This is a genomic window from Agrobacterium sp. 22-3639C2 (genome assembly GCF_053522105.1).
In genome coordinates, this window is the sequence record NZ_JBNWDB010000004.1 from 598268 (window position 1) to 617458 (window position 19191).

At 59.4% G+C, this 19191-nt stretch carries 17 protein-coding genes and 1 pseudogene; 11 read left to right on the plus strand and 7 right to left on the minus strand.

Going from position 1 to position 19191, the window contains the following annotated elements; all coding sequences use genetic code 11:
* Positions 1–30 precede the first annotated feature (30 nt).
* The 3 genes and pseudogenes from ACQZ6D_RS20160 to ACQZ6D_RS20170 all read left to right on the plus strand — a co-directional run bounded on the left by ACQZ6D_RS20160 (position 31) and on the right by ACQZ6D_RS20170 (position 3345).
* On the plus strand, positions 31–1980 hold the full coding sequence (locus ACQZ6D_RS20160; RefSeq protein ID WP_145167096.1) for a methyl-accepting chemotaxis protein: 1950 nt from the start codon (positions 31–33) through the stop codon (positions 1978–1980).
* 317 nt (positions 1981–2297) lie between these two features.
* Positions 2298–2417, plus strand: a pseudogene (locus ACQZ6D_RS20165) (hypothetical protein); the annotation flags it as partial.
* Positions 2418–2757: 340 nt separating this feature from the next.
* Positions 2758–3345 carry a DUF1349 domain-containing protein gene (locus ACQZ6D_RS20170; protein WP_065687550.1) on the plus strand — a complete coding sequence of 196 codons (588 nt, stop codon included), beginning with the start codon at positions 2758–2760 and terminating at the stop codon, positions 3343–3345.
* 127 nt (positions 3346–3472) lie between these two features.
* Here the strand turns inward: ACQZ6D_RS20170 and ACQZ6D_RS20175 are convergent, their stop codons facing one another.
* Positions 3473–4237 (minus strand): SOS response-associated peptidase family protein, encoded by a 765-nt coding sequence (locus tag ACQZ6D_RS20175; protein ID WP_145167140.1) that lies wholly within the window; start codon positions 4235–4237, stop codon positions 3473–3475.
* 58 nt (positions 4238–4295) lie between these two features.
* Positions 4296–5348, minus strand: a complete 1053-nt coding sequence (gene ligD / locus ACQZ6D_RS20180; RefSeq protein ID WP_174019589.1) for a non-homologous end-joining DNA ligase — start codon at positions 5346–5348, stop codon at positions 4296–4298.
* 282 nt (positions 5349–5630) lie between these two features.
* Between ligD and ACQZ6D_RS20185 the strand changes: the two genes are divergently transcribed.
* The 8 genes from ACQZ6D_RS20185 to ACQZ6D_RS20220 all read left to right on the plus strand — a co-directional run bounded on the left by ACQZ6D_RS20185 (position 5631) and on the right by ACQZ6D_RS20220 (position 15410).
* Entirely contained in the window at positions 5631–6383 is a 753-nt protein-coding gene (locus ACQZ6D_RS20185) for an ImuA family protein (protein ID WP_035200997.1), read from the plus strand.
* Positions 6304–7815 (plus strand): Y-family DNA polymerase, encoded by a 1512-nt coding sequence (locus ACQZ6D_RS20190; RefSeq protein ID WP_448730164.1) that lies wholly within the window; start codon positions 6304–6306, stop codon positions 7813–7815. Before ACQZ6D_RS20185 ends, ACQZ6D_RS20190 begins: the two co-directional genes overlap by 80 nt.
* Positions 7812–11069 (plus strand): error-prone DNA polymerase, encoded by a 3258-nt coding sequence (locus tag ACQZ6D_RS20195; protein ID WP_448730163.1) that lies wholly within the window; start codon positions 7812–7814, stop codon positions 11067–11069. Before ACQZ6D_RS20190 ends, ACQZ6D_RS20195 begins: the two co-directional genes overlap by 4 nt.
* A gap of 90 nt (positions 11070–11159) precedes the next feature.
* Entirely contained in the window at positions 11160–11558 is a 399-nt protein-coding gene (locus ACQZ6D_RS20200) for a DUF1419 domain-containing protein (RefSeq protein ID WP_127966648.1), read from the plus strand.
* Between the two features lie 506 nt (positions 11559–12064).
* On the plus strand, positions 12065–12664 hold the full coding sequence (locus ACQZ6D_RS20205; protein ID WP_333717757.1) for a hypothetical protein: 600 nt from the start codon (positions 12065–12067) through the stop codon (positions 12662–12664).
* Between the two features lie 431 nt (positions 12665–13095).
* Positions 13096–14031, plus strand: a complete 936-nt coding sequence (locus tag ACQZ6D_RS20210) for an ArdC family protein (protein WP_174069273.1) — start codon at positions 13096–13098, stop codon at positions 14029–14031.
* Positions 14032–14617: 586 nt separating this feature from the next.
* A complete protein-coding gene (locus ACQZ6D_RS20215) occupies positions 14618–14929 on the plus strand; it encodes a DUF736 domain-containing protein (protein ID WP_112178817.1) in 312 nt (103 codons plus the stop codon).
* Positions 14930–15248: 319 nt separating this feature from the next.
* Positions 15249–15410: a hypothetical protein gene (locus ACQZ6D_RS20220; protein ID WP_019565695.1), complete on the plus strand. Its 162-nt coding sequence runs from the start codon at positions 15249–15251 to the stop codon at positions 15408–15410.
* Between the two features lie 148 nt (positions 15411–15558).
* Here ACQZ6D_RS20220 and ACQZ6D_RS20225 read toward each other — a convergent pair whose 3' ends face one another.
* From ACQZ6D_RS20225 to ACQZ6D_RS20245, 5 genes are all read right to left on the minus strand, one after another.
* Positions 15559–15837, minus strand: coding sequence for an HU family DNA-binding protein (locus ACQZ6D_RS20225; RefSeq protein ID WP_003517400.1), 279 nt, complete (start codon positions 15835–15837; stop codon positions 15559–15561).
* 33 nt (positions 15838–15870) lie between these two features.
* Positions 15871–16182: a WGR domain-containing protein gene (locus ACQZ6D_RS20230; RefSeq protein ID WP_031234211.1), complete on the minus strand. Its 312-nt coding sequence runs from the start codon at positions 16180–16182 to the stop codon at positions 15871–15873.
* 512 nt (positions 16183–16694) lie between these two features.
* Entirely contained in the window at positions 16695–18614 is a 1920-nt protein-coding gene (gene traG, locus ACQZ6D_RS20235; RefSeq protein WP_448730162.1) for a Ti-type conjugative transfer system protein TraG, read from the minus strand.
* Positions 18611–18844: a conjugal transfer protein TraD gene (locus ACQZ6D_RS20240; RefSeq protein WP_448730161.1), complete on the minus strand. Its 234-nt coding sequence runs from the start codon at positions 18842–18844 to the stop codon at positions 18611–18613. Before ACQZ6D_RS20240 ends, traG begins: the two co-directional genes overlap by 4 nt.
* Entirely contained in the window at positions 18834–19121 is a 288-nt protein-coding gene (locus ACQZ6D_RS20245; RefSeq protein ID WP_111801740.1) for a TraC family protein, read from the minus strand. The genes ACQZ6D_RS20240 and ACQZ6D_RS20245 overlap by 11 nt, the downstream gene beginning before the upstream one ends.
* Between the last annotated feature and the right edge of the window lie 70 nt (positions 19122–19191).

Consider the following 19191-nt stretch of genomic DNA (forward strand, 5'->3'; position numbering starts at 1 on the left):
AGGAGCGGTATTCATGCCCTGAGGTTATCCGTGTCATTTCTCCAGAATGCCAGTATCCGCACCAAAATTCTGTCGCTCATTTTACCGCTCTGCATCATCGGTCTGGGTGCAACAGTATATATGTCCGCCCGTTACAAAAACGCGGACACGCTCTATTCAGAGTTCATTGCCGGCGACAATGCCGCGCTTGTCGAGCTTTCTCGTGCCAACCGCAATCTTCAGGCGGTGGCTTACGGTGCTTATCAGGTAATGGCATACGACACCTCCATTCCGGATTTCGCCATCGCCAAAGGCGAGTATAATACCGACAAAGGCGAACTGATCTCGCGATTGAACAACGTCAAGGCCATATTCCCGGAAGAGACGGCCACAATCGACAAACTGCTCAAACAATCTCAGAGCATCATCACAAGCACGGATAAGGCCGTCGAGCTTGGCTCCGCTAATCGTAATCAGGAGTCCGCGGCGGAACTCCTGAAGGCTGATGGGCAAATTCGCGCGGCCGGAAACGAAATAGGCTCGTTGCTGGACAAGCTTACCAAGGGTGTTGCAAAAGGCAGCGACGATCTGAGTGGCCAGACGAATTCCACGATCCTGACCTCGCTTGTTGTGGTTGGCATCAGCTTTGCAGCCGGCATCATTCTCGCACTTTTCGTGGCCTCGCGTGGCATCACAACGCCGATCGCCCGCCTGCGGGAGCGTATGGTGTCGCTGGCAGGCGGCGATACGGCAGCCGAGATCGATGGCATGGACCGCAAGGACGAAGTCGGCCAGATGGCGGTTGCCGTTCAGGTGTTCCGCGAGAGTGCGATCGAGCGCATCCGCCTTGAACAGGAAACAGAAGCCAATCGCAGCCTTTCGGAAAAGGAACGCATCGCGCGCGAGCAGCAGAAGGCCAAGGAAGCTGCCGACGTCAAATTTGCCGTCGACAATCTGGCAACCGGTCTTTCGAAGCTTTCGGATGGCGATGTGTCCTACCGCATCGGCCAGCCGTTCACGGCGACACTCGACGGTGTTCGTAACGACTTCAACATGTCCGCCGAAAAGCTGCAATCGGCATTGACCCGGGTTGCGCAGAATGCCGGTGGCATCGGCGCGGGCGCAAACGAGATCAAATCGGCCGCCGACGATCTGGCCAAGCGTACCGAACAGCAGGCAGCAGCCGTTGAGGAGACCGCTGCCGCTCTGGAAGAGATCACCACGACAGTGAAGGATTCCACCAAGCGCGCGCAGGAGGCCGGCCTGATCGTCAGCCGCGCCAAGGCAGGTGCCGAACAATCCGGCGAAGTGGTACGTCGCGCCGTGGTCGCCATGGAGCAGATCTCCAAATCCGCCAACGAGATCAGCAACATCATCGGCGTGATCGACGAAATCGCCTTCCAGACCAATCTTCTGGCGCTCAATGCTGGCGTAGAAGCCGCGCGTGCGGGCGAGGCGGGTAAGGGCTTTGCCGTTGTCGCGCAGGAAGTGCGCGAACTGGCGCAACGCTCCGCCAATGCGGCCAAGGAAATCAAGGCGCTGATCACCACCTCGAACGATCAGGTGCAGCAGGGCGTTCAGCTGGTGGGCGACACCGGCAAGGCACTGGCGACGATCGTATCGGAAGTGCAGGAAATCAACCGGCACGTCGTCTCCATCGTGGAATCCGCGCAGGAGCAATCCTCTGGCCTCCAGCAGATCAATACCGCGGTCAACCAGATGGACCAGGACACGCAGAAAAATGCTGCCATGGTGGAAGAGACCAACGCCGCCAGCCACAATCTGGCCAAGGAGGTAGCTTCGCTCAACCAGCTTCTCGCGCAGTTCAAGCTCGCCGATACCGCCTATCAGCAGAAGAGCCAGCCCGCTCCGGTTCGCAATGCCGGCGGCAACGACAGATACGTAGCATCCCCCGTACGCGCGCTTGGCCGCAAGATTGCATCCGCATTCTCTGGTAACGCTGCTGTCGATACGTCAAAGGACGACTGGCAGGAGTTTTGATCGGCGATCGGTCAACGACATGAGCATCGGCGGGGGATATCCCCGCCGCCAATCAAGGACTATGCCACGCAATCGGAAATCGTTTGCGTGGCATAGTTTATGCCAGAGGGGCGGTGACGAACATGTCTGGCAATCTTCGCAATACATTATCCTTCACGCAGCGCGTCGCGACTATGGCCGTGGGGATCTTTTTGGGCACGGACTCATTCTCGATGATGTTTCGGATTCAATTGGTGTGATTTCCGAAGTGGAATCAGCGCCATGCGAGCCCAGTTTTGACTTCCGACCTGATCCCGGCCAGTTTGAACGTTGAATCGATGCATGATGCCACCGATGCGATCGTTGTCACTGCGTCCGCCGGGTCAACGGACTCCATATGTCCCCGTTGCGGGACCGTTTCCCGTCGAGTTCATAGCCGTTACCCTCGGGTGATCGGTGATCTGCCGCGTACGGGTCGACGGATCGCATTGCATCTGTCCGTCAGGCGCTTTGTCTATAGTGCTACCAACTGCCATCGAAAGATTTTTGCCGAGCGCTTCGGTGAGGGTGTGACCTCACGCTCCCTAACCAACTTCACTGCCTCAAGCTTGTACTCGCGGCTGAACTCCCTTCGTTGCATTTATGCACTCCAGTTTCATTGGAAGCACCTTAACTTGGTGTCCACGAAACCGGCAGCAGGCCAACACTCACTTTACCGAGTTTATGATCACGGGTATCCGTTGAGTCGGGCAATAGCCCCACCAGCAGTGATGTAAGGGCAATTCCGGAGACAGTGCCGTGGACGTTAATCTCAAAGAAGCTGAGTGGCTGAATAAACCTGTAGTGTGGGAAGCCACCGAGACGGGTCTCTCTTTAACCACCGAAGCAAACACTGACTTCTGGCGTGAAACACATTACGGCTTCACGCGCGACAGTGGCCATTTCCTAGGTGTAATGGTCGTGGATGGTTTCACAGCGAGTGTCCGCGTCCAAGGCGAATTCCGGTCTCTCTACGATCAGGCCGGTCTTATGGTGCGCATTGATGAAAATCGATGGGTGAAGTCAGGCGTTGAGTTTACAGATGGCGAACGGTTTCTCAGCACAGTCATCACCGATGGAAAATCCGACTGGTCAGTGTCCCAGCCCTTCAAGGAGCTTGAAGATTTCTATATCCGGATCACATTGAAGGAAGGCACGATGCGTATTCAGGCATCCTCCAATGGGAGCATTTGGCCGTTGCTGCGGCTTGCTCCGTTTCCTAAAGTTTCCCATTATTTCGTTGGTTTGACTGCATGTACGCCTGAGCGTGGCGGACTGGATGTCCGGTTTTCGGAGTTTTCAGTCGGTGCGGCGATCACTACCGATCTCCACGACCTGTCCAGCTAGCAGCTATTTAAGAGAGTTCTTCACAAATGCCGTCTCGATCTATCGTCCTTGTAACAGGTGCCAGTAAAGGGATACGAGCAGCCACGGCCTCTCGGCGCCAGTGCCGCCTGGTCAGACACTACACAAATCAGTCTTGGTCAACCGGTTCGCCCGATTTCGACACGACGGTGGACCCGTACGGTTCTCGCGACGAAATAATCAACGCATCGTCCTGAAGCGGGCGGACAAGATGTTTTGCCTCGTCCCACGGCGCCCGCATCCAGATGTCCGTGTCCTCTTTCGTCAGCAACAGAACCGGCATGGCTTTCTCATGGATCGGTTTAACGAGATCGTTGGGGTCTGTGGTCAGAAAACCATAGAGATCGTCGGTCGTGAGCCCGTCCCGAACCTTTCGGACGCTTTGCCATTGCGGCACATGGATGCCGGCAAAAAACATCAAAGATTTCTCGTCATCGCGGGCAAACCAGGCATTGGGCACATTGCCGCCTTCCTCTCTGCTCGCCGGATCCGGTTCGGCGAAGCTGGTGACTGGGACAAGGCATCTGTGTTCGACGTCGAACCATCGCGTCCAGTGCGGGAAATTGAGCTTACGCACGTTTGTCGTGCCGCGGTCGGCCTCCATGCGGATCAGCTCCTCGAGATCAAATGGCTTGCCCTTGGCCGCGAGCTTCTCGGCCTTGGCTTTGGCCGCTTTCTCCAAGGCGAAGCGAGGGGAAGGTAATCCCCATCGCGCATGCACAAGCTGCTTCTTGCCTTCCGCCGTGTTGCGGACGATCGGCCCCATTTGGTCGGGGTTCATCTGATAGGCTGGCATCAGGTTAATCAGGCTTTCGGCGTCCTGAGCCCATTTGGAGACCCAGTCCTTGTCTTCCATCCGATATAGATTGCACATGGCAGCAATTCCTCCGTTGCGACCGAATGCAGTTGTGTGGTGAGTTCCGCCTGCGTCGCTAGTCGAGCTTGTAAACGTCGGCATTGTCTTGCCGTTCCCGCAAGCCTTTGTAGGAGGCATGGCGTAGCTTGCCGTCCGCCGTCCACGCCCGGAACTCGATCTCCGCAATGAGGGTCGGCTCGACCCAGACAATGTCTGCGTGATCGGCATAGGATGCAGGTAACTGCTTCCGTTTCCAGCGCAGCTTGTCGAGCATCTTGCGCAGCCTGGTCATCTCGGCGTCCCTGAAGCCCGTGCCAACATTCCCGACATGAATGAGCTCGGCACCGCGATAGGCAGCAAGCACCAGAGAGCCGAAGCCGCCGGGCGATGTCGTCGATGGCTCGTAGCCAACAACCATGAAGGCTTCGCTCTTAACGCACTTGATCTTGACCCAGTCGCCGGTCCGGCCGGAGCGATAGGGTTGATCCAATTGCTTGCCGACGATGCCCTCGAGGCCAAGGCTGCCAACGTGTTCCAGCAGGATCGCGGGATCGGCGTGAATGGTTTCCGAAAGGCGGATCGCGCCGTCGTGCCCCTTCAGCGTATCCTCGAGAAGATGCCGGCGCGAACGGTACTCCACGTTGCGCAGCTCATGGCCGTCGAGATAAATAAGATCGAACGCGTAGAGGATGGCGTCCGAAGCTCGGTTGCCAGCCGTCTTTCCAGACGCACCCAACGATTTCTGCAGCAGCCCGAAATCCGGCCGCCCTTCATCGTCAAGCACAACCGCCTCGCCATCAATGATCATCGTTGCCGGACCAAGCGCCCGGGCAGCCTGCTCGATCGCCGGAAACCGGTGCGTCCAGTCATGGCCACCACGCGTGAGGATGCGGACCCCTGTCGGCTCGATATGGATAGCGAGGCGATAGCCATCCCATTTCAGCTCCCAGCTCCATTGGTCGCCTTGTGGAGGGTGCGCCTTCAATTGGGCGAGCGCCGGCTCGACGCGATCGGGCATCGGATCAAACAGCAGCTGTGGCTGTGCGGGATTGCGCTTCCGACGCGGCTTTGACCGTAGCGGAGCTTCGGTATCACGAAGGAGCGGCTTTGATCTCGGTGGCTTCGTCATGCAAACGAGTTCAGCACGAAAACCTTAAGAAGATTGTGACGCCGTTCATCTATCCCCGCTATCCACCGTTTTGAACCCGACGGACGCCAGGGCTGCAAAAATTTCTGTTTCCCCTTACCTCCTTGAATCCTTTTCGAATCTTCGACTTTGCTAATACTGGGATAATATTCCTCAACTTTGTGGTGCTTGACTCTTTTGCACTACGAGAACAAACAATGAACATATGGCCTGTACGACATAATGTCGATCCTTTGAACACGACCTTGAAGGGAGCCGTGAACGATGAGTGCTGCCCGTCAGAGGGTGATTTGTGACTTGCGAGATCGCATCGCGTCGATGGAAGGGGTATCCGCGAAGCGGGCCGGAACACTTTCTTTTGGCGTTTCCGAGATCGATGCGGCCTTGCCTGGCGGGGGCCTCGCCTATGGAGCGCTGCACGAGTTTGCAGGCGGTGGCTCCGGTACTGTCGATGGTGCAGCGGCCGCCCTTTGTGTTGCCGGCATTGCCGCAAGAACAAAAGGCCCCGTCATCTGGTGTCTGACGCGGCCGGATCTTTTTTTTCCAGCTCTTGCCCATGTGGGTCTGCATCCCGACCGCGTCATCTTTGTTGAATCCGACAAGGAAGAGGATGTGCTGGCCAATATGGAGGAGGGCCTTTCCTTCGGCGGACTTGGTGCCGTCGTTGGTGAACTTGTTCGCCTGCCTATGGTCAGTTCCCGCCGCCTGCAGCTTGCAGCCGAGCGAACCGGGACCATGGCGCTCGCGGTCCGCCGATGGCGGCGACAGACGGAGGCCAATGACTTTGGGCAGCCGACGGCCTCGACCACGCGATGGCGTGTCAGCGTAATGCCGTCAGAGGAGTTGCCGGTACCGGGGGTGGGCAGGCCTCAATGGTTTCTGGAATTGATGCGCGTGAAAGCGGGTGAGTGTGCTGAGTTTCTCGTGAGGGCGTGCGATGACAAGGGTCGTCTCGATCTATCTTCCGGATCTGCCGACGGATCGCATTCGTCGGGCCGATCCGTCTATTCCGCCTGAACAGCCAATCGCCGTGATCGCGAGAAGCGGTTCGAAGCGATGGGTGTCTGCCGCCGATCCGGCTGCCAGAAAGGCGGGCGTGCATGCCGGCATGGCGGCGGCAAAGGCGCAGTCGCTGTTTCGCGGCCTGATGCTGGTTGACGCAGATTCGCAAGCCGATCAAGCCGCGCTCGAGCGCATCACGCTCTGGGCGCTGACGATCTATTCGCCGATCGTCGCCGTCGACGGGATTGATGGTATCGTCATGGATACGGAAGGCGCCGATCATCTGCAGGGTGGTGAACTGCCGATGGTGACGAAGATCGCCAACCAGTTTCTTGCCCGAAAACTGACGGCGCGCGTGGCGGTTGCCGACAGCTGGGGTGCTGCCCATGCTTGCGCCCGCGCAATCAATCGCGAAACGATTGTCGTTCCTCCGGGCGAGACGGCCGGTGCCGTCGAAAAACTGCCGATTTCGCTTCTGCGCCTGCCGTCAAAGATCGTCTCTGATCTGCGCATTCTCGGTTTCCAGACAATCGGCGAGCTTGCCAACACCCCGCGGGCGCCGCTGACATTGCGCTTCGGTCCGGAGGTCGGCCGCCGTCTCGACCAGATGCTCTGTCGTGTCGCCGAGCCGATCGAACCGATCCGGACCGCAGAGCTGGTTGAAGTCTCCAAGGCCTTCGCCGAACCGATCGGGACTGCGGAAACAATCAATAAATATGTTGGCCGTCTGGTCGTCCAACTCGTTGACGAACTCCAGCAGCGCGGGCTTGGCGTTCGCCGTGCCGACCTGATCGTCGAGAAGGTCGATGGCACGAGACAGGCCATCCGCGCCGGAACCGCCAGGCCCGCCCGAGATGTCGCTTGGCTGACAAAACTGTTTCGGGACCGGACGGAAAAGATCGAGCCGGGCTTCGGGATCGAAAAGCTGATCCTGCTCGCCGTGATAGCCGAGCCTCTTAAGGAGGCTCAGAAAGCCTCTGCTCTGGTCGAGGATGAGGTCACTGATGTCACGCCGCTGATCGACCTCTATGGAAACCGGGGGCAGAGGGTCTATCGCGTCGCACCGGTCGCCTCCGATGTGCCGGAACGCTCTGTCCAGCGCATCAGCCCCGTCGCCGAACCGATCGCCGTTGCCTGGGTCAGCCATTGGCGCCGCCCCGTTCGTCTCTTGCCGAGACCTGAGTTGATCGAGGCGATCGCGCTGATGCCGGACCGGCCCCCAGTCTCCATCGTCTGGCGTGGCAAACGCCGCAAGGTCAAACGTGCCGACGGCCCGGAACGCATTTTCGGGGAATGGTGGCAGCGAGATGCCGAAATGGACGCCGTGCGCGACTATTTCGTCATCGAGGATGAAGCAGGCGAGCGCTTGTGGGTGTTCCGCTCCGGCGACGGTATTGATCCGGAAACCGGGTCACACCGCTGGTTCTGCCACGGGATATTCGCATGAGCTATGCCGAGCTCCAGGTCACGACACATTTTTCGTTTCTGCGTGGTGCCTCGTCGGCGCAGGAGTTGTTTGATACTGCAAAACTCCTTGGGTTCAGTGCGATCGGCGTCGTCGATCGTAATTCGCTCGCAGGCATCGTCCGCGCCCTTGAAGCATCCCGAGCGACGGGTCTCCGCCTCGTCGTTGGCTGTCGCCTCGACCTCGCCGACGGTAGGTCGTTGCTGGTCTATCCGATGGATCGTCCGGCATATTCGCGGCTGACCCGGCTCATCACGCTTGGCAAGTCGCGCGGCGGCAAGAACAACTGCATTCTGCACTGGGACGATGTCATGGCTTACTCGGAAGGCATGATCGGCATTCTGGTGCCGGATCTGCCGGACGCCACATGCGCCGTGCAGCTTCGCAAGTTGGCGCACGTTTTTGGTGATCGAGCCTATGTATCGCTGTGCCTGCGCCGGCGACCCAACGACCAGATGCGGCTCCATGAGATTTCCAACATGGCGGCACGGTTCAGGGTCAAAACCGTCGTCACCAATGACGTGCTGTTTCATGAGCCGGGTCGGCGGCAGTTGCAGGACATCGTCACCTGCATCAGGCATAATACCACGATCGACGATGTCGGCTTCGAGCGAGAGCGTCATGCCGACCGATATCTGAAGCCTCCGGAAGAAATGGCTCGCCTATTTCCGCGCTATCCGGAGGCCCTGGCACGAAGCATGGAGATCGTGCGTCGTTGCAAGTTCTCGCTTGAGGAACTGACCTACCAGTACCCGGAGGAAGCCATTGTGCCGGGCAAGGATGCGCAGGCCTCGCTGGAGCATTATGTCTGGGAATGCGCGCCTGACCGTTATCCGGAAGGCCTGCCACCGGATGTTTTAAAGACCGTTCGGCACGAGCTCGATCTCATCCGCACCATGAAATACGCGCCGTATTTCCTCACCGTGTTTTCGATCGTGCGCTTCGCCAGAAGCCAGGGCATTCTCTGTCAGGGCAGGGGATCGGCGGCCAACAGCGCCGTCTGCTATATTCTTGGCATTACCTCTATCGATCCCTCGACCAACGACCTCCTGTTCGAGCGTTTCGTCAGCCAGGAGCGCGACGAACCGCCGGATATCGATGTCGACTTCGAGCATGAACGGCGCGAGGAGGTCATCCAATGGATCTACAAGACCTACCGACATGACAAGGCAGCCCTCTGCGCCACCGTTACGCGGTATCGTGCCAAGGGAGCGATCCGCGATGTCGGCAAGGCGCTCGGCCTGCCGGAAGACGTGATCAAGGCGCTATCATCAGGCATGTGGTCCTGGTCGGAGGAAGTGCCCGACCGAAATATCCGGGAACTCAACCTCAACCCCGACGACCGGCGCTTAGCGCTCACCCTGAAACTGGCGCAGCAACTGATGGGGGCGCCGCGCCATCTTGGCCAGCATCCTGGCGGCTTTGTCCTCACCCATGACCGGCTGGACGATCTCGTGCCGATCGAACCGGCAACGATGAAGGACCGCCAGATCATCGAGTGGGACAAGGATGATGTCGAGGCGCTGAAGTTCATGAAGGTGGATGTGCTCGCACTCGGCATGCTCACCTGCATGGCAAAGGCATTTCATCTCATCCGTGAGGATAAGGGCGAGGATCTCGATCTGGCTACGATCCAGCAGGAAGACGCAGCCACCTACGCAATGATCCGAAAGGCCGATACGCTCGGGACCTTCCAGATCGAAAGCCGCGCGCAGATGGCGATGTTGCCGCGCCTGAAACCACGCACCTTCTATGATCTCGTCGTGCAGGTGGCGATCGTCCGGCCCGGTCCTATCCAGGGCGACATGGTGCATCCCTATCTTCGCCGCCGCGAAGGCAAGGAGCCGGTAGAGTATCCCACACCCGAGCTTGAGGCCGTGCTCGGCAAGACGCTGGGCGTGCCGCTGTTTCAGGAGAGCGCCATGCGCGTCGCCATGGTCTGCGCCGGTTTTACCGGTGGCGAGGCCGACCAGCTGCGCAAGTCGATGGCTACCTTCAAGTTCACCGGCGGGGTCTCCCGCTTCAAGGAAAAACTCGTCTCCGGCATGGTCAAGAACGGTTATTCGGCGGAGTTCGCCGAAAAGACCTTTTCCCAGCTCGAAGGTTTCGGCAGCTACGGTTTTCCGGAAAGTCACGCGGCATCTTTCGCGCTGATCGCCTATGCATCGAACTACATCAAGTGCCATTACCCGGATGTCTTTTGTGCCGCCCTTCTCAACAGTCAGCCGATGGGTTTTTATGCTCCAGCCCAGATCGTCGGTGATGCGATCAAGCATGGCGTCGAGGTGCGACCTGTGTGCGTCAACCGCTCGCGCTGGGACTGCACGCTGGAAAAAATCGGCAGCACCGGTCGGCATGCTGTCCGGCTTGGATTTCGGCAGGTGAAGGGACTGGCTGTCGCTGACGCAGCGCGGATCGTGACGGCACGCATGAATAGTCCTTTCTTATCCGTCGATGACATATGGCGCCGGTCCAGCGTGCCGACGGAGGCCCTTGTCCAGCTGGCAGAGGCCGATGCCTTTCTGCCATCGCTCGAACTCGAGAGGCGCGACGCGCTCTGGGCCATCAAGGCGCTGCGTGATGAGCCATTGCCGTTGTTTGCCGCCGCGACTGAGCGCGAGATGGCGGCAATTGCTGAGCAGCAGGAGCCGGAGGTCGCCCTTCGGCAGATGACGGACGGGCACAACGTCATCGAAGATTACAGCCATACGGGCTTGACGCTACGGCAGCATCCGGTTGCGTTCCTGCGCAGGGACCTGTCGGCACGCAACATCATCTCCTGTGCGGAGGCGATGAATGCTCGGGATGGGCGATGGGTTTATACTGCAGGTCTGGTGCTGGTGCGCCAGAAGCCCGGGTCTGCCAAGGGGGTCATGTTCATCACCATCGAGGACGAAACAGGCCCTGCCAACATCGTCGTCTGGCCGTCACTGTTCGAGAAGCGCCGGCGAGTGGTGCTCGGATCCTCGATGATGGCAATCAATGGGCGGATTCAGCGGGAAGGGGAGGTCGTGCACCTTGTCGCGCAGCAACTATTCGATCTGTCAGGCGATCTCGTTGGCCTAGCCGATCGGGATGTCGAATTCAGGCTGCCAACGGGGCGAGGCGATGAGTTTGCCCATGGGGGCGGTGGGCCGGACTCTCGCGATCGGCCGAGGCCGGTCGTCCCGCGGGATATGTTCACGCCTGATCTTCATATCGATACGCTGAAGGTGAAGAGCAGGAATTTTCAGTGATTTTTCGCTATCCCGGGAGCCGCGCCGCTTGGCGTCCCTCGAGGGCCCCCGCAGCATTTTTTTGGAAAACAGTAGAGTTGGCGTGCAGCCATGGGTGCCACATCAGCGCGATCATTACCGAACGAGGCTGAGCATGTATGGGAGTGGGACGACAGCGCGCTCTACAGTGGCGAATGGTTCGAGATCGCCGACGCATCCCACGACTACACATTTGAGATACTGCCGCCGCTCTCGATCAAGGCCGGGATATTCGCCATGCGCGAATTCCCGACCCGTTTGGTCACCAGCATCCTCTTCTCTCTGCCGGTCGACGGGTGCCTCTGGCACTTCCGCGGTTATTGCGACCTGGCCGACAAGAGCTCGCCCGAACGCATGCAAAGCGCTGTCATCGAACGCGAATCCAGGCCCTCCCTTGTGATGACGCACGACGAGAAGCTGGAACATATTTGGTCGCGCACTGCGGACGATTGTCTCGGTTATGCGGCATAATTCCTCCGTCGATGGACTTTCGTGAACGCTCGCGCGACAGGAGGATGCAATCGCATCATTGCGTGCCCGTGCACATCTGCCGGGTGGCTCAGGCCAAACGGGACCACGAGCCGATAGTGACGTCGGCGGTTGTGATGACTGGGCAAGCTGCGGCTTGGACGTTGGATCGGCGCGGCCTGGCGCAGGTCTAGCGTGGTTTCCTCTCAGCTTCAGCATCCGAGGTTTGCCTCTGGCCGTTCCGTCCTTCGGTTTCGTGGCGTCTGAACCGGCGCCCGTTCGGTTCAAGGCCGCTGTCGCGCCGCGGGGCGGCCGGTCCATGCCGCTCTCGACAAAGCAGGCACGCGGGCTTCGCAAGGGCTTGTCACCCCTGCTTGACCGCCTGCCTGCTTCGCTCGATCTGGCCTGCCCGGGCCCTGATCCGCCCGGATTGCGCCTGTTCCTTTCGACCGCACCGAAGGACAGAACGGCCAGGGGGCCGACACTTCGGCGAAGCAAAGGAGACCACCATGGCAAAGTCAGCAACCCAATCCCGTCAATCAATCCGCCAATCCGCCCGCGTCGTGCCGCTGCGCAGAGGCGCCACCCTCGAAATGGTCCGCCTTTCATGCCCCGATGAAACACAGGCGCTTCGGATCGCCGAAAGCTTCGGGACCGCCATTGTCGACAGCGACGGCATCCGTGACATGCACGAGCGCCTGATCGTCGAAACCGCCACCGCACTTTCCGATGGCCTTGGCGACCGGGCGATGCAGATCCATCTGCAGCGCATCGTCGGGGCCTATGTCGGATCGGCCCATGGCGCCGGCCAGTTCTACTCCCGCGCCGTCACCGAGGCGCGGAACGCCACCGCCAAGAGCGCTGCGGATGCCCGCGACGAGGATCTCGACGGTCCGGTCGGCTATGAGAGCGCCGCCCAGCGCAAGCGCGAATTCGCAGCCGACATGGGCATCCAGGCACATGCGCTCAGAATGGCGGCCGTCGGCGCTGTCGCAGCCTATGAGCAGGTGGTGGGCGAAACATGGAAACCCTTCGACCGGCCGGTCGAAAATCCCGGCCAGACGCTCGACCGCAAGGCGGCAGCAGTCCAGCTGTCAGCCTTCGAATAACATCCATCACGGCGGGGCTCCGGCCACGCCTTTGTTCACGTCGACGAAGGTGTCCTGTTCTCGTCAGCTCGAAGTCACGAGGGCCTGTGCCGGCCACCACCTCGAATCTACGACGGGACGCGACTTCAATGCGTCGACAGAAGGTCCCAACCTCAACCGCGCCGTTGCTAAGATTCCGTCCGCTGCCGTGCGGCAGAAAGTGGTCTTGCTGGCGAAGCCCTCGCATTGGCTGCGGATGAAGATCGGTAATCTGTCCATTGCTACCCCGTCCCGCCTTCGGTCTGCCGGGCCGAGGGTCTCGCGCAAGGGCTTCGCCCTCCTTCACGTTGTTACGGCGCGTTCCGCGTGCGCTCATCCCTGATCTCCCCGGCTTTTGACCGACGTGACGGGGTCGCGATGGTCGCGACCTCCGAAAACGGAGGTTCAAGGATATGAAAAGAAAAGGGCAGGGCGAGCGCGCCGATCTCTATGCGGGGATCACCGACAGGATCGTTGCGGATCTGGAAAAAGGCGTCCGTCCGTGGATGAAGCCCTGGTCGGCCGCAAACACGACCGGACGGATCACCCGGCCGCTGCGCCACAACGGCGAAGCCTATAGCGGTCTCAACGTGCTGCTGTTGTGGTCGGAGAGCACAGCGAGGGGCTATGTCTCGCCGACATGGATGACGTTCAAACAGGCCTTGCAGCTGGATGGAGCTGTTCGCAAGGGCGAGACCGGAACGACGGTCATCTATGCAAGCCGCTTCACCAAGTCGGAGACCGACAGCAATGGCGGCGAGGTGGAGCGCGATATTCCGTTCCTTAAATCGTACACGGTGTTCAACGTGGCGCAGATCGACGGCCTGCCTGACCACTATCATGGCGTACCCGAACCGCTCCTGAGCCCGATCGAGCGCATCGGTCACGCGGACGAGTTCTTCCGCAATACCGGTGCAGTCATTCGGCACGGCGGCAACCAGGCATACTATTCTCCGGCCATGGACTATATCCAGATGCCACCGTTCGAAGCCTTCCGCGATGCCGCCGGGTATGCGGCAGTCCTCAGCCATGAGGCGACCCACTGGACGGCGGCAGAACATCGCGTGGGACGTGACCTGTCGCGCTATGCCAAGGACCGGACGGAGCGGGCGCGGGAAGAACTCATTGCCGAACTTGGCAGTTGCTTCCTCTGCGCTGACCTCGGTATCGCGCCGGAACTTGAGCCGCGGCCGGATCACGCGTCCTATCTGCAGTCATGGATCTCGGTGCTGGCCAACGACAAACGGGCAATTTTCCAGGCGGCCGCGCATGCGCAGCGGGCGGTCAATTATCTCCACGGTCTTCAGCCAAGGGCGGATGCCTGCGCGACGAGGGAGGCAGTGTCATAGCGCTCCTCTCTTTTTGGAGCGTCCTTTGGTGCTGCTCCCAAAATCTGAATCCGGGCAGCGCGGATTGACCGTTCGGGAGGAAAGCGAAGGCGATCTTGTTCCGTGCGGGCGCGAGCCAGTTTTGCTGCGACTGGCCCTCATGCGTTGCGCATCAGCAACAGGTCATTCTTGCGGATACGAGCAAGCATGGGCGACATGTGCCCGATCGAAAACCGGAGCCGCCATCGAGAAGGAAAGTTCGGCGACGCTCCTCGGACTTGTCGCATTGGCCCGGCAAATTCCCAAACGATCGATGTGGCCATTGTTGCCATCCATTCGGGCATAGCAAGTGGCGCGGCCAACGCGGCCTCGATTTGACATGTCTGATCGAAGAGCGGCTGCGCCTCGATCGTTCTCCCGCAACGGCATCGCCCCCTTTCTTCCCCTGCGACCTGCGTTCGCATTCCTCGCGGTCCAAGAAAGCCGTCTCCCGCCGCCCTCCATTGCATTCCGGTCCCTTAAGGATGCGGTCCGATCGTCCCGATCAAATCGACAGTCATCGAGGACGCGATGGTCGCGGCCCGATCAAACCGAAAGGATCACGACAATGGCAGTCATCGGCGAATTCACCACCAACGGCAACACCATCCTCGGCCACGTACGCACTCTGACGGCCTCCATGAAGGCCCGCCTGAACCCGATCGAACGCACATCCCGCGACGCTCCCGACTTCCGGATCATGTCCGGAGCGGCAGAAGTCGGCGCCGCCTGGAGCCAGGTTTCCGGCGACGGAGAGCCCTACATCTCGGTCAAGCTCGACGATCCGAGCTTTCCGGCCCCGATCAATGCGGCACTTTGGCCGACCGAGAGGGAAGGTGACTATACGTTGGTCTGGAACCGCCCGAAGCGCGACGCCTGATCAAAGACGAAGCCCTGCCGGAAACGGCGGGGCTTTTCCCTTGTTCAAACCAAGAAGGAACCGGGCATCTAGCCCGCTTCTTCTTCCGGTCGCGATACGGACAGGCGGGGTCTGCTCAGAGTGACCAATCGTGCCGCGAGCAAATGCCGGCCTCAAGGACTTCGCGTGGCCCCCCGATTTTGCTTCCGCTCCGGTTCCCTGCGCTTCAACAAAACCGGCACCCCACTCGCCGCCTCTGGCGGTCGCCGACGCGATCCCTGACCCCGTCATTTCCTCACGCCCCGCGGCGTCATCTTTCTCAAACGTCAAGGAGATGACGATGCTACTGGAACAACATATCGAAGAACTGCGCGCCGAGATGAACCATTGCCACCCAGACGAGCGTCGCCAGATTGCCGCGGAGCTGGAACTGGCTCTGGCCGAACTGGCCGTTATCATGGCCGAGCAGGACGGTTCCGTTGACGCCGTGCCGCCCTTCTGAGGGTGGTATACACCCGCAATGCTGCCACCACCGTCCGATTGCCATCGAGATCGAGATCAGCTTAAGCGTGATGGCAAGCAGCGCCGATGACGCTGCGCCGTCTGCCTTTGGCGGCTCCCCCTGATGACCCCGCTTACCGCGGCGCGGCTCACTTGTTCAGCACATCTTTCAGTGCTTTGGCAGGCTGGAACGTAAGCTTCTTCGCAGCGGCAACCTTGATGGTGGCGCCGGTTGCCGGATTGCGAGCCTCACGCTCCGGGGTATCCTTGATCTTGAACTTGCCGAATCCCGGGATAGATGTTTCCGCTCCGGACGTGGCTGCCGTCGTGATCGACGCGAAGACGGTTTCGACGATCGATTTCGCCTGGGCTTTGGTCAGGTTCTGTTCGGATGCGATCTTTTCGGCGATTTCATTGGTTGTGGTCATGACGGTTTCCTCGTTAAAGACGGGAAAACCCTTTCAGGCGATCGTTACGTTGTCATGCGGCGTTGTCCTTAGAGTGGCGCTCCTGCAGGGGTTTCCACAGCTTCTTGCCGGTTGATAGCCCCTTTTGCGCTTCTGCAGTACCAGTTCGAGGAAGCGCGATATCGCATCATTCTCATTGCCGAACACCTCGGTCATCTCCCCGCCCGCCTTGCCGATCCGTCCCCAGCTTCGCACGACGGCTATTTCCCCGAAAAGGGTTGGCCGGATCGCAAGCGCGTAATATCGGGCCATGTTCCTGGTGGCATCGATCCTCTGGCAATAAAGCTGGTAGTGGTGTGTTCCCATCCCCGCATGATCGGCGATGCTCGCGATCTGGTCCAACGAGACTTATGAATCGAGAGGTCGCGTCCGATTCATTTCTGTGATGGATGCCTGTTGCGGTTTCGGCAGTGTCCGATCATCCTGACGCTCAAGCTTCCCGGTCTGAACGGTACGTCCGGGCGCGATCGTCAAGGTGAGCACAGCCGGTAAATCAGATGGCGAGCTGTCCTCGCTTTCAATCGTCAGTCGGTCCATGTTCAGGCATCGCACGTTTTCGAAAAAGGAGGATCAAATGGCATCCATTGCGGCGACCGCGACGACTACGATACAGGAGCATCTGTCATCTACACTGGAGACGCACTAGGACGGGTTGAGCTAGCACATCGTCAATGCTTCGGTGTCCATGCTCATCCTTCAACGAGACACAACGACCTGATCGAAGCGCTAGAAGGCGATCGACGCGGCAATGGCGCTGATGAAGGCAACGAAATGGCCAATAGAAGTCGAATATGGTCCGCAAGAAAACGCCTGAGCCGTCAAGGTCCCAGCTTGGCAAACCTGTTGGGCCTGGCGTGCCTATCCATGTCCTTCCGCCTGAAATAGATCGCCCGTCCGCAGCGGATCGGACTGTGGCCCTGAACGATGATGATCTGCTCGTCCTTGCGCATCGATTGGGTGATTTCGTGCGGCATAATGAGCGGCCGGCGCTGGAAAGTGATGCTTTCGGATTTCCGCGACGCCCTGTTTTTCGTACCCCAGCCGAGATTGCGAGAACTGCCTTTGACTTCGACGGTCATTTCTCCACATTGGGCAGAGACGTTGCGGGCGGTATCCAGTGCCTTGATCGCGGCGTAACTCGCGAAAGCGCAGCCGTCGATCCACGACACCGCACCGTCTTTTCCGAAGTGCCGTTCCAGTTGCCCGACGGACTGGTACATCAGCATCATGCTAACGCCATACTTGCGACCGCGATCGCGCGCCTCTTCAAGCACGCGCATGTAGCCAAGCAGATCGACTTCGTCCAAAATGAACAACGCTCGCCTCGTGAACGCACCATCCGCTTCTATCATCGCGTTGATCAGCGAGCCGATGATCACCCGACCGATACCGGGATAGGACCGCAGGATCGATGCGGGGATATTGATAAAGACGTCTTTCTTTCCGCCAGCGATCTCGCTCGATTTGAACGTGTTGCCGCAAACCAGTGCCGCGTAATTATCGAGCGACAGCCATTGCGTATCCTTCGATGCCGTCGAATAGACGCCTGAGAAAGTTTGCTCGGTCATGTTAACAAAGACGCCGAGCGTTTCGCGGATGAAGGGGGACGCAGAGTGTTCCTGTACGTCGCGCAGCATGGCGAGCACGGAGGTTTCCGGCTCGGAGACGATCTGGCGCAGGCTGCGCAGATTTCGCCGTCCTGCATATTCCGGTGACAGCATCACATGCGCCAGAAGACCAGTCAGCAGATTGTGCGCCTGCGATTGGAAGTAAGAGCCGGTCGACGATTCGAAGCGTACGCTTTCCGAGAGCAACATGTGCGCGATGCCGACAATGTCCTCTTCCTTTTTTAGCGAGTGCTCGATGCCGTCGAGCACGTTAAATCCCATGACCGGATTTGCCGGATCGAGCACAACAACCTCTCGGTCGAGTTTATCTCTTCGGTGGTCAACGACCATCGGGGCCACCTCGGTGGACGGATCCAGGCAAATGAGCGGACCCGTATATCTGAGCGCCGTCGGCACGACGTTGCTGGTGGTCTTGAAGCCACCAGAGCCTGCGAAGAAAAGCATGTGGGTCGAATCGAAATCCTGGGCGTAGGTCAGCAGCGGGGCTTTGCCACCGCGTCCCCAGGTGGCCGGATCGTTTGGATCGAACGGCAGCTCATGGACGAGTTCCTTGTCGACCCTGTAGCGCTCACCGATAACGATTTCACCATCATCGGGAAACAGCCGTGCCGCCGCCGACATCGGCAGCCAGTCTGCATCTCCGAATGTTCCGCGCCTGGCGCGCGTCACCTGTTCGGGCACGACGCTGGAGATGCGCGCCGCGACCGCGGCCGCCATGAACCCCATCGCTGCGCCAATGACCGCAATCATGTCGACGAAAGACGGCGCCCGATCCCAGGTCAGCACACCGCTCTCTACGAGCGGCTGAAGCCGACCGAACTCGCGCATCCCGTAAAAGCCGGCCACCAGGAAAAAGCATAGAAAGCTTGCCAATGCCACGGGCCTTCGCCGATGGAGGGGCAGCGCCCAAACTGCCAGCAATCCAGCCAGCGGCCCGAACAAAAGGACGGGCAACGGTGACGCCCGAAGGAACCAGTATTGCGTCTTGCCTGTGATGCCGGCGGCCAATTCAGGCCAACGCCAGTGGGCGACGTAAAAGGAAAATCCGGTGACGGCGATGGGAATGGTGATAAGCAACAGGCTCGGATGCTGTTTGGCCTTTCCCTTCATTCCGCCACCTTCAAAAAGCGTTCTAACCCGCCGTTGGATGCCGCATCCCTGAAGGCCAGCTCTCCGATATCGCACAGACGCCGATGTTCAGGTGTCCCCTGCACGACCCGCTTCATTTCGAGAAGTCCGCCAAGCAGGAAAGCCCGATCGGCGTCCGACAGGCCCGCGCGAACGACAATGTCACCGAGCAAGAACTTTTCTCTCGCTCCCTTCTTTCGGTCAGCTGTCATGTGGAGCCTCCGTTTCCGAACCAGTCGCTCCATTTGCCTGTCCACGCGGCGAAGCAGGTGAGCCAGCGGCCTGCTTCTTCTCGCCGTTGCGAAATCGCGCTGCGATCTCGTCGAAGATGCGATCCACCTCCTCGTCAGCGATCTCCATCTCCGCCAATCCCGACTTCGTCGCCGCACGCGCGAAACGATCAGCTGATTTTACTATTAAAGTTTTTCGTCGTTCGCGAAGCTTCTCGATTTGAGCATCAATATCCATGAGCGTAGGCTTTGTGGTCATAATCAAGTCCTTTCAACTTCTTGGGAAATTTCTATTCCGTCATTTAACTAACTAGAAAATATTAGTCAAA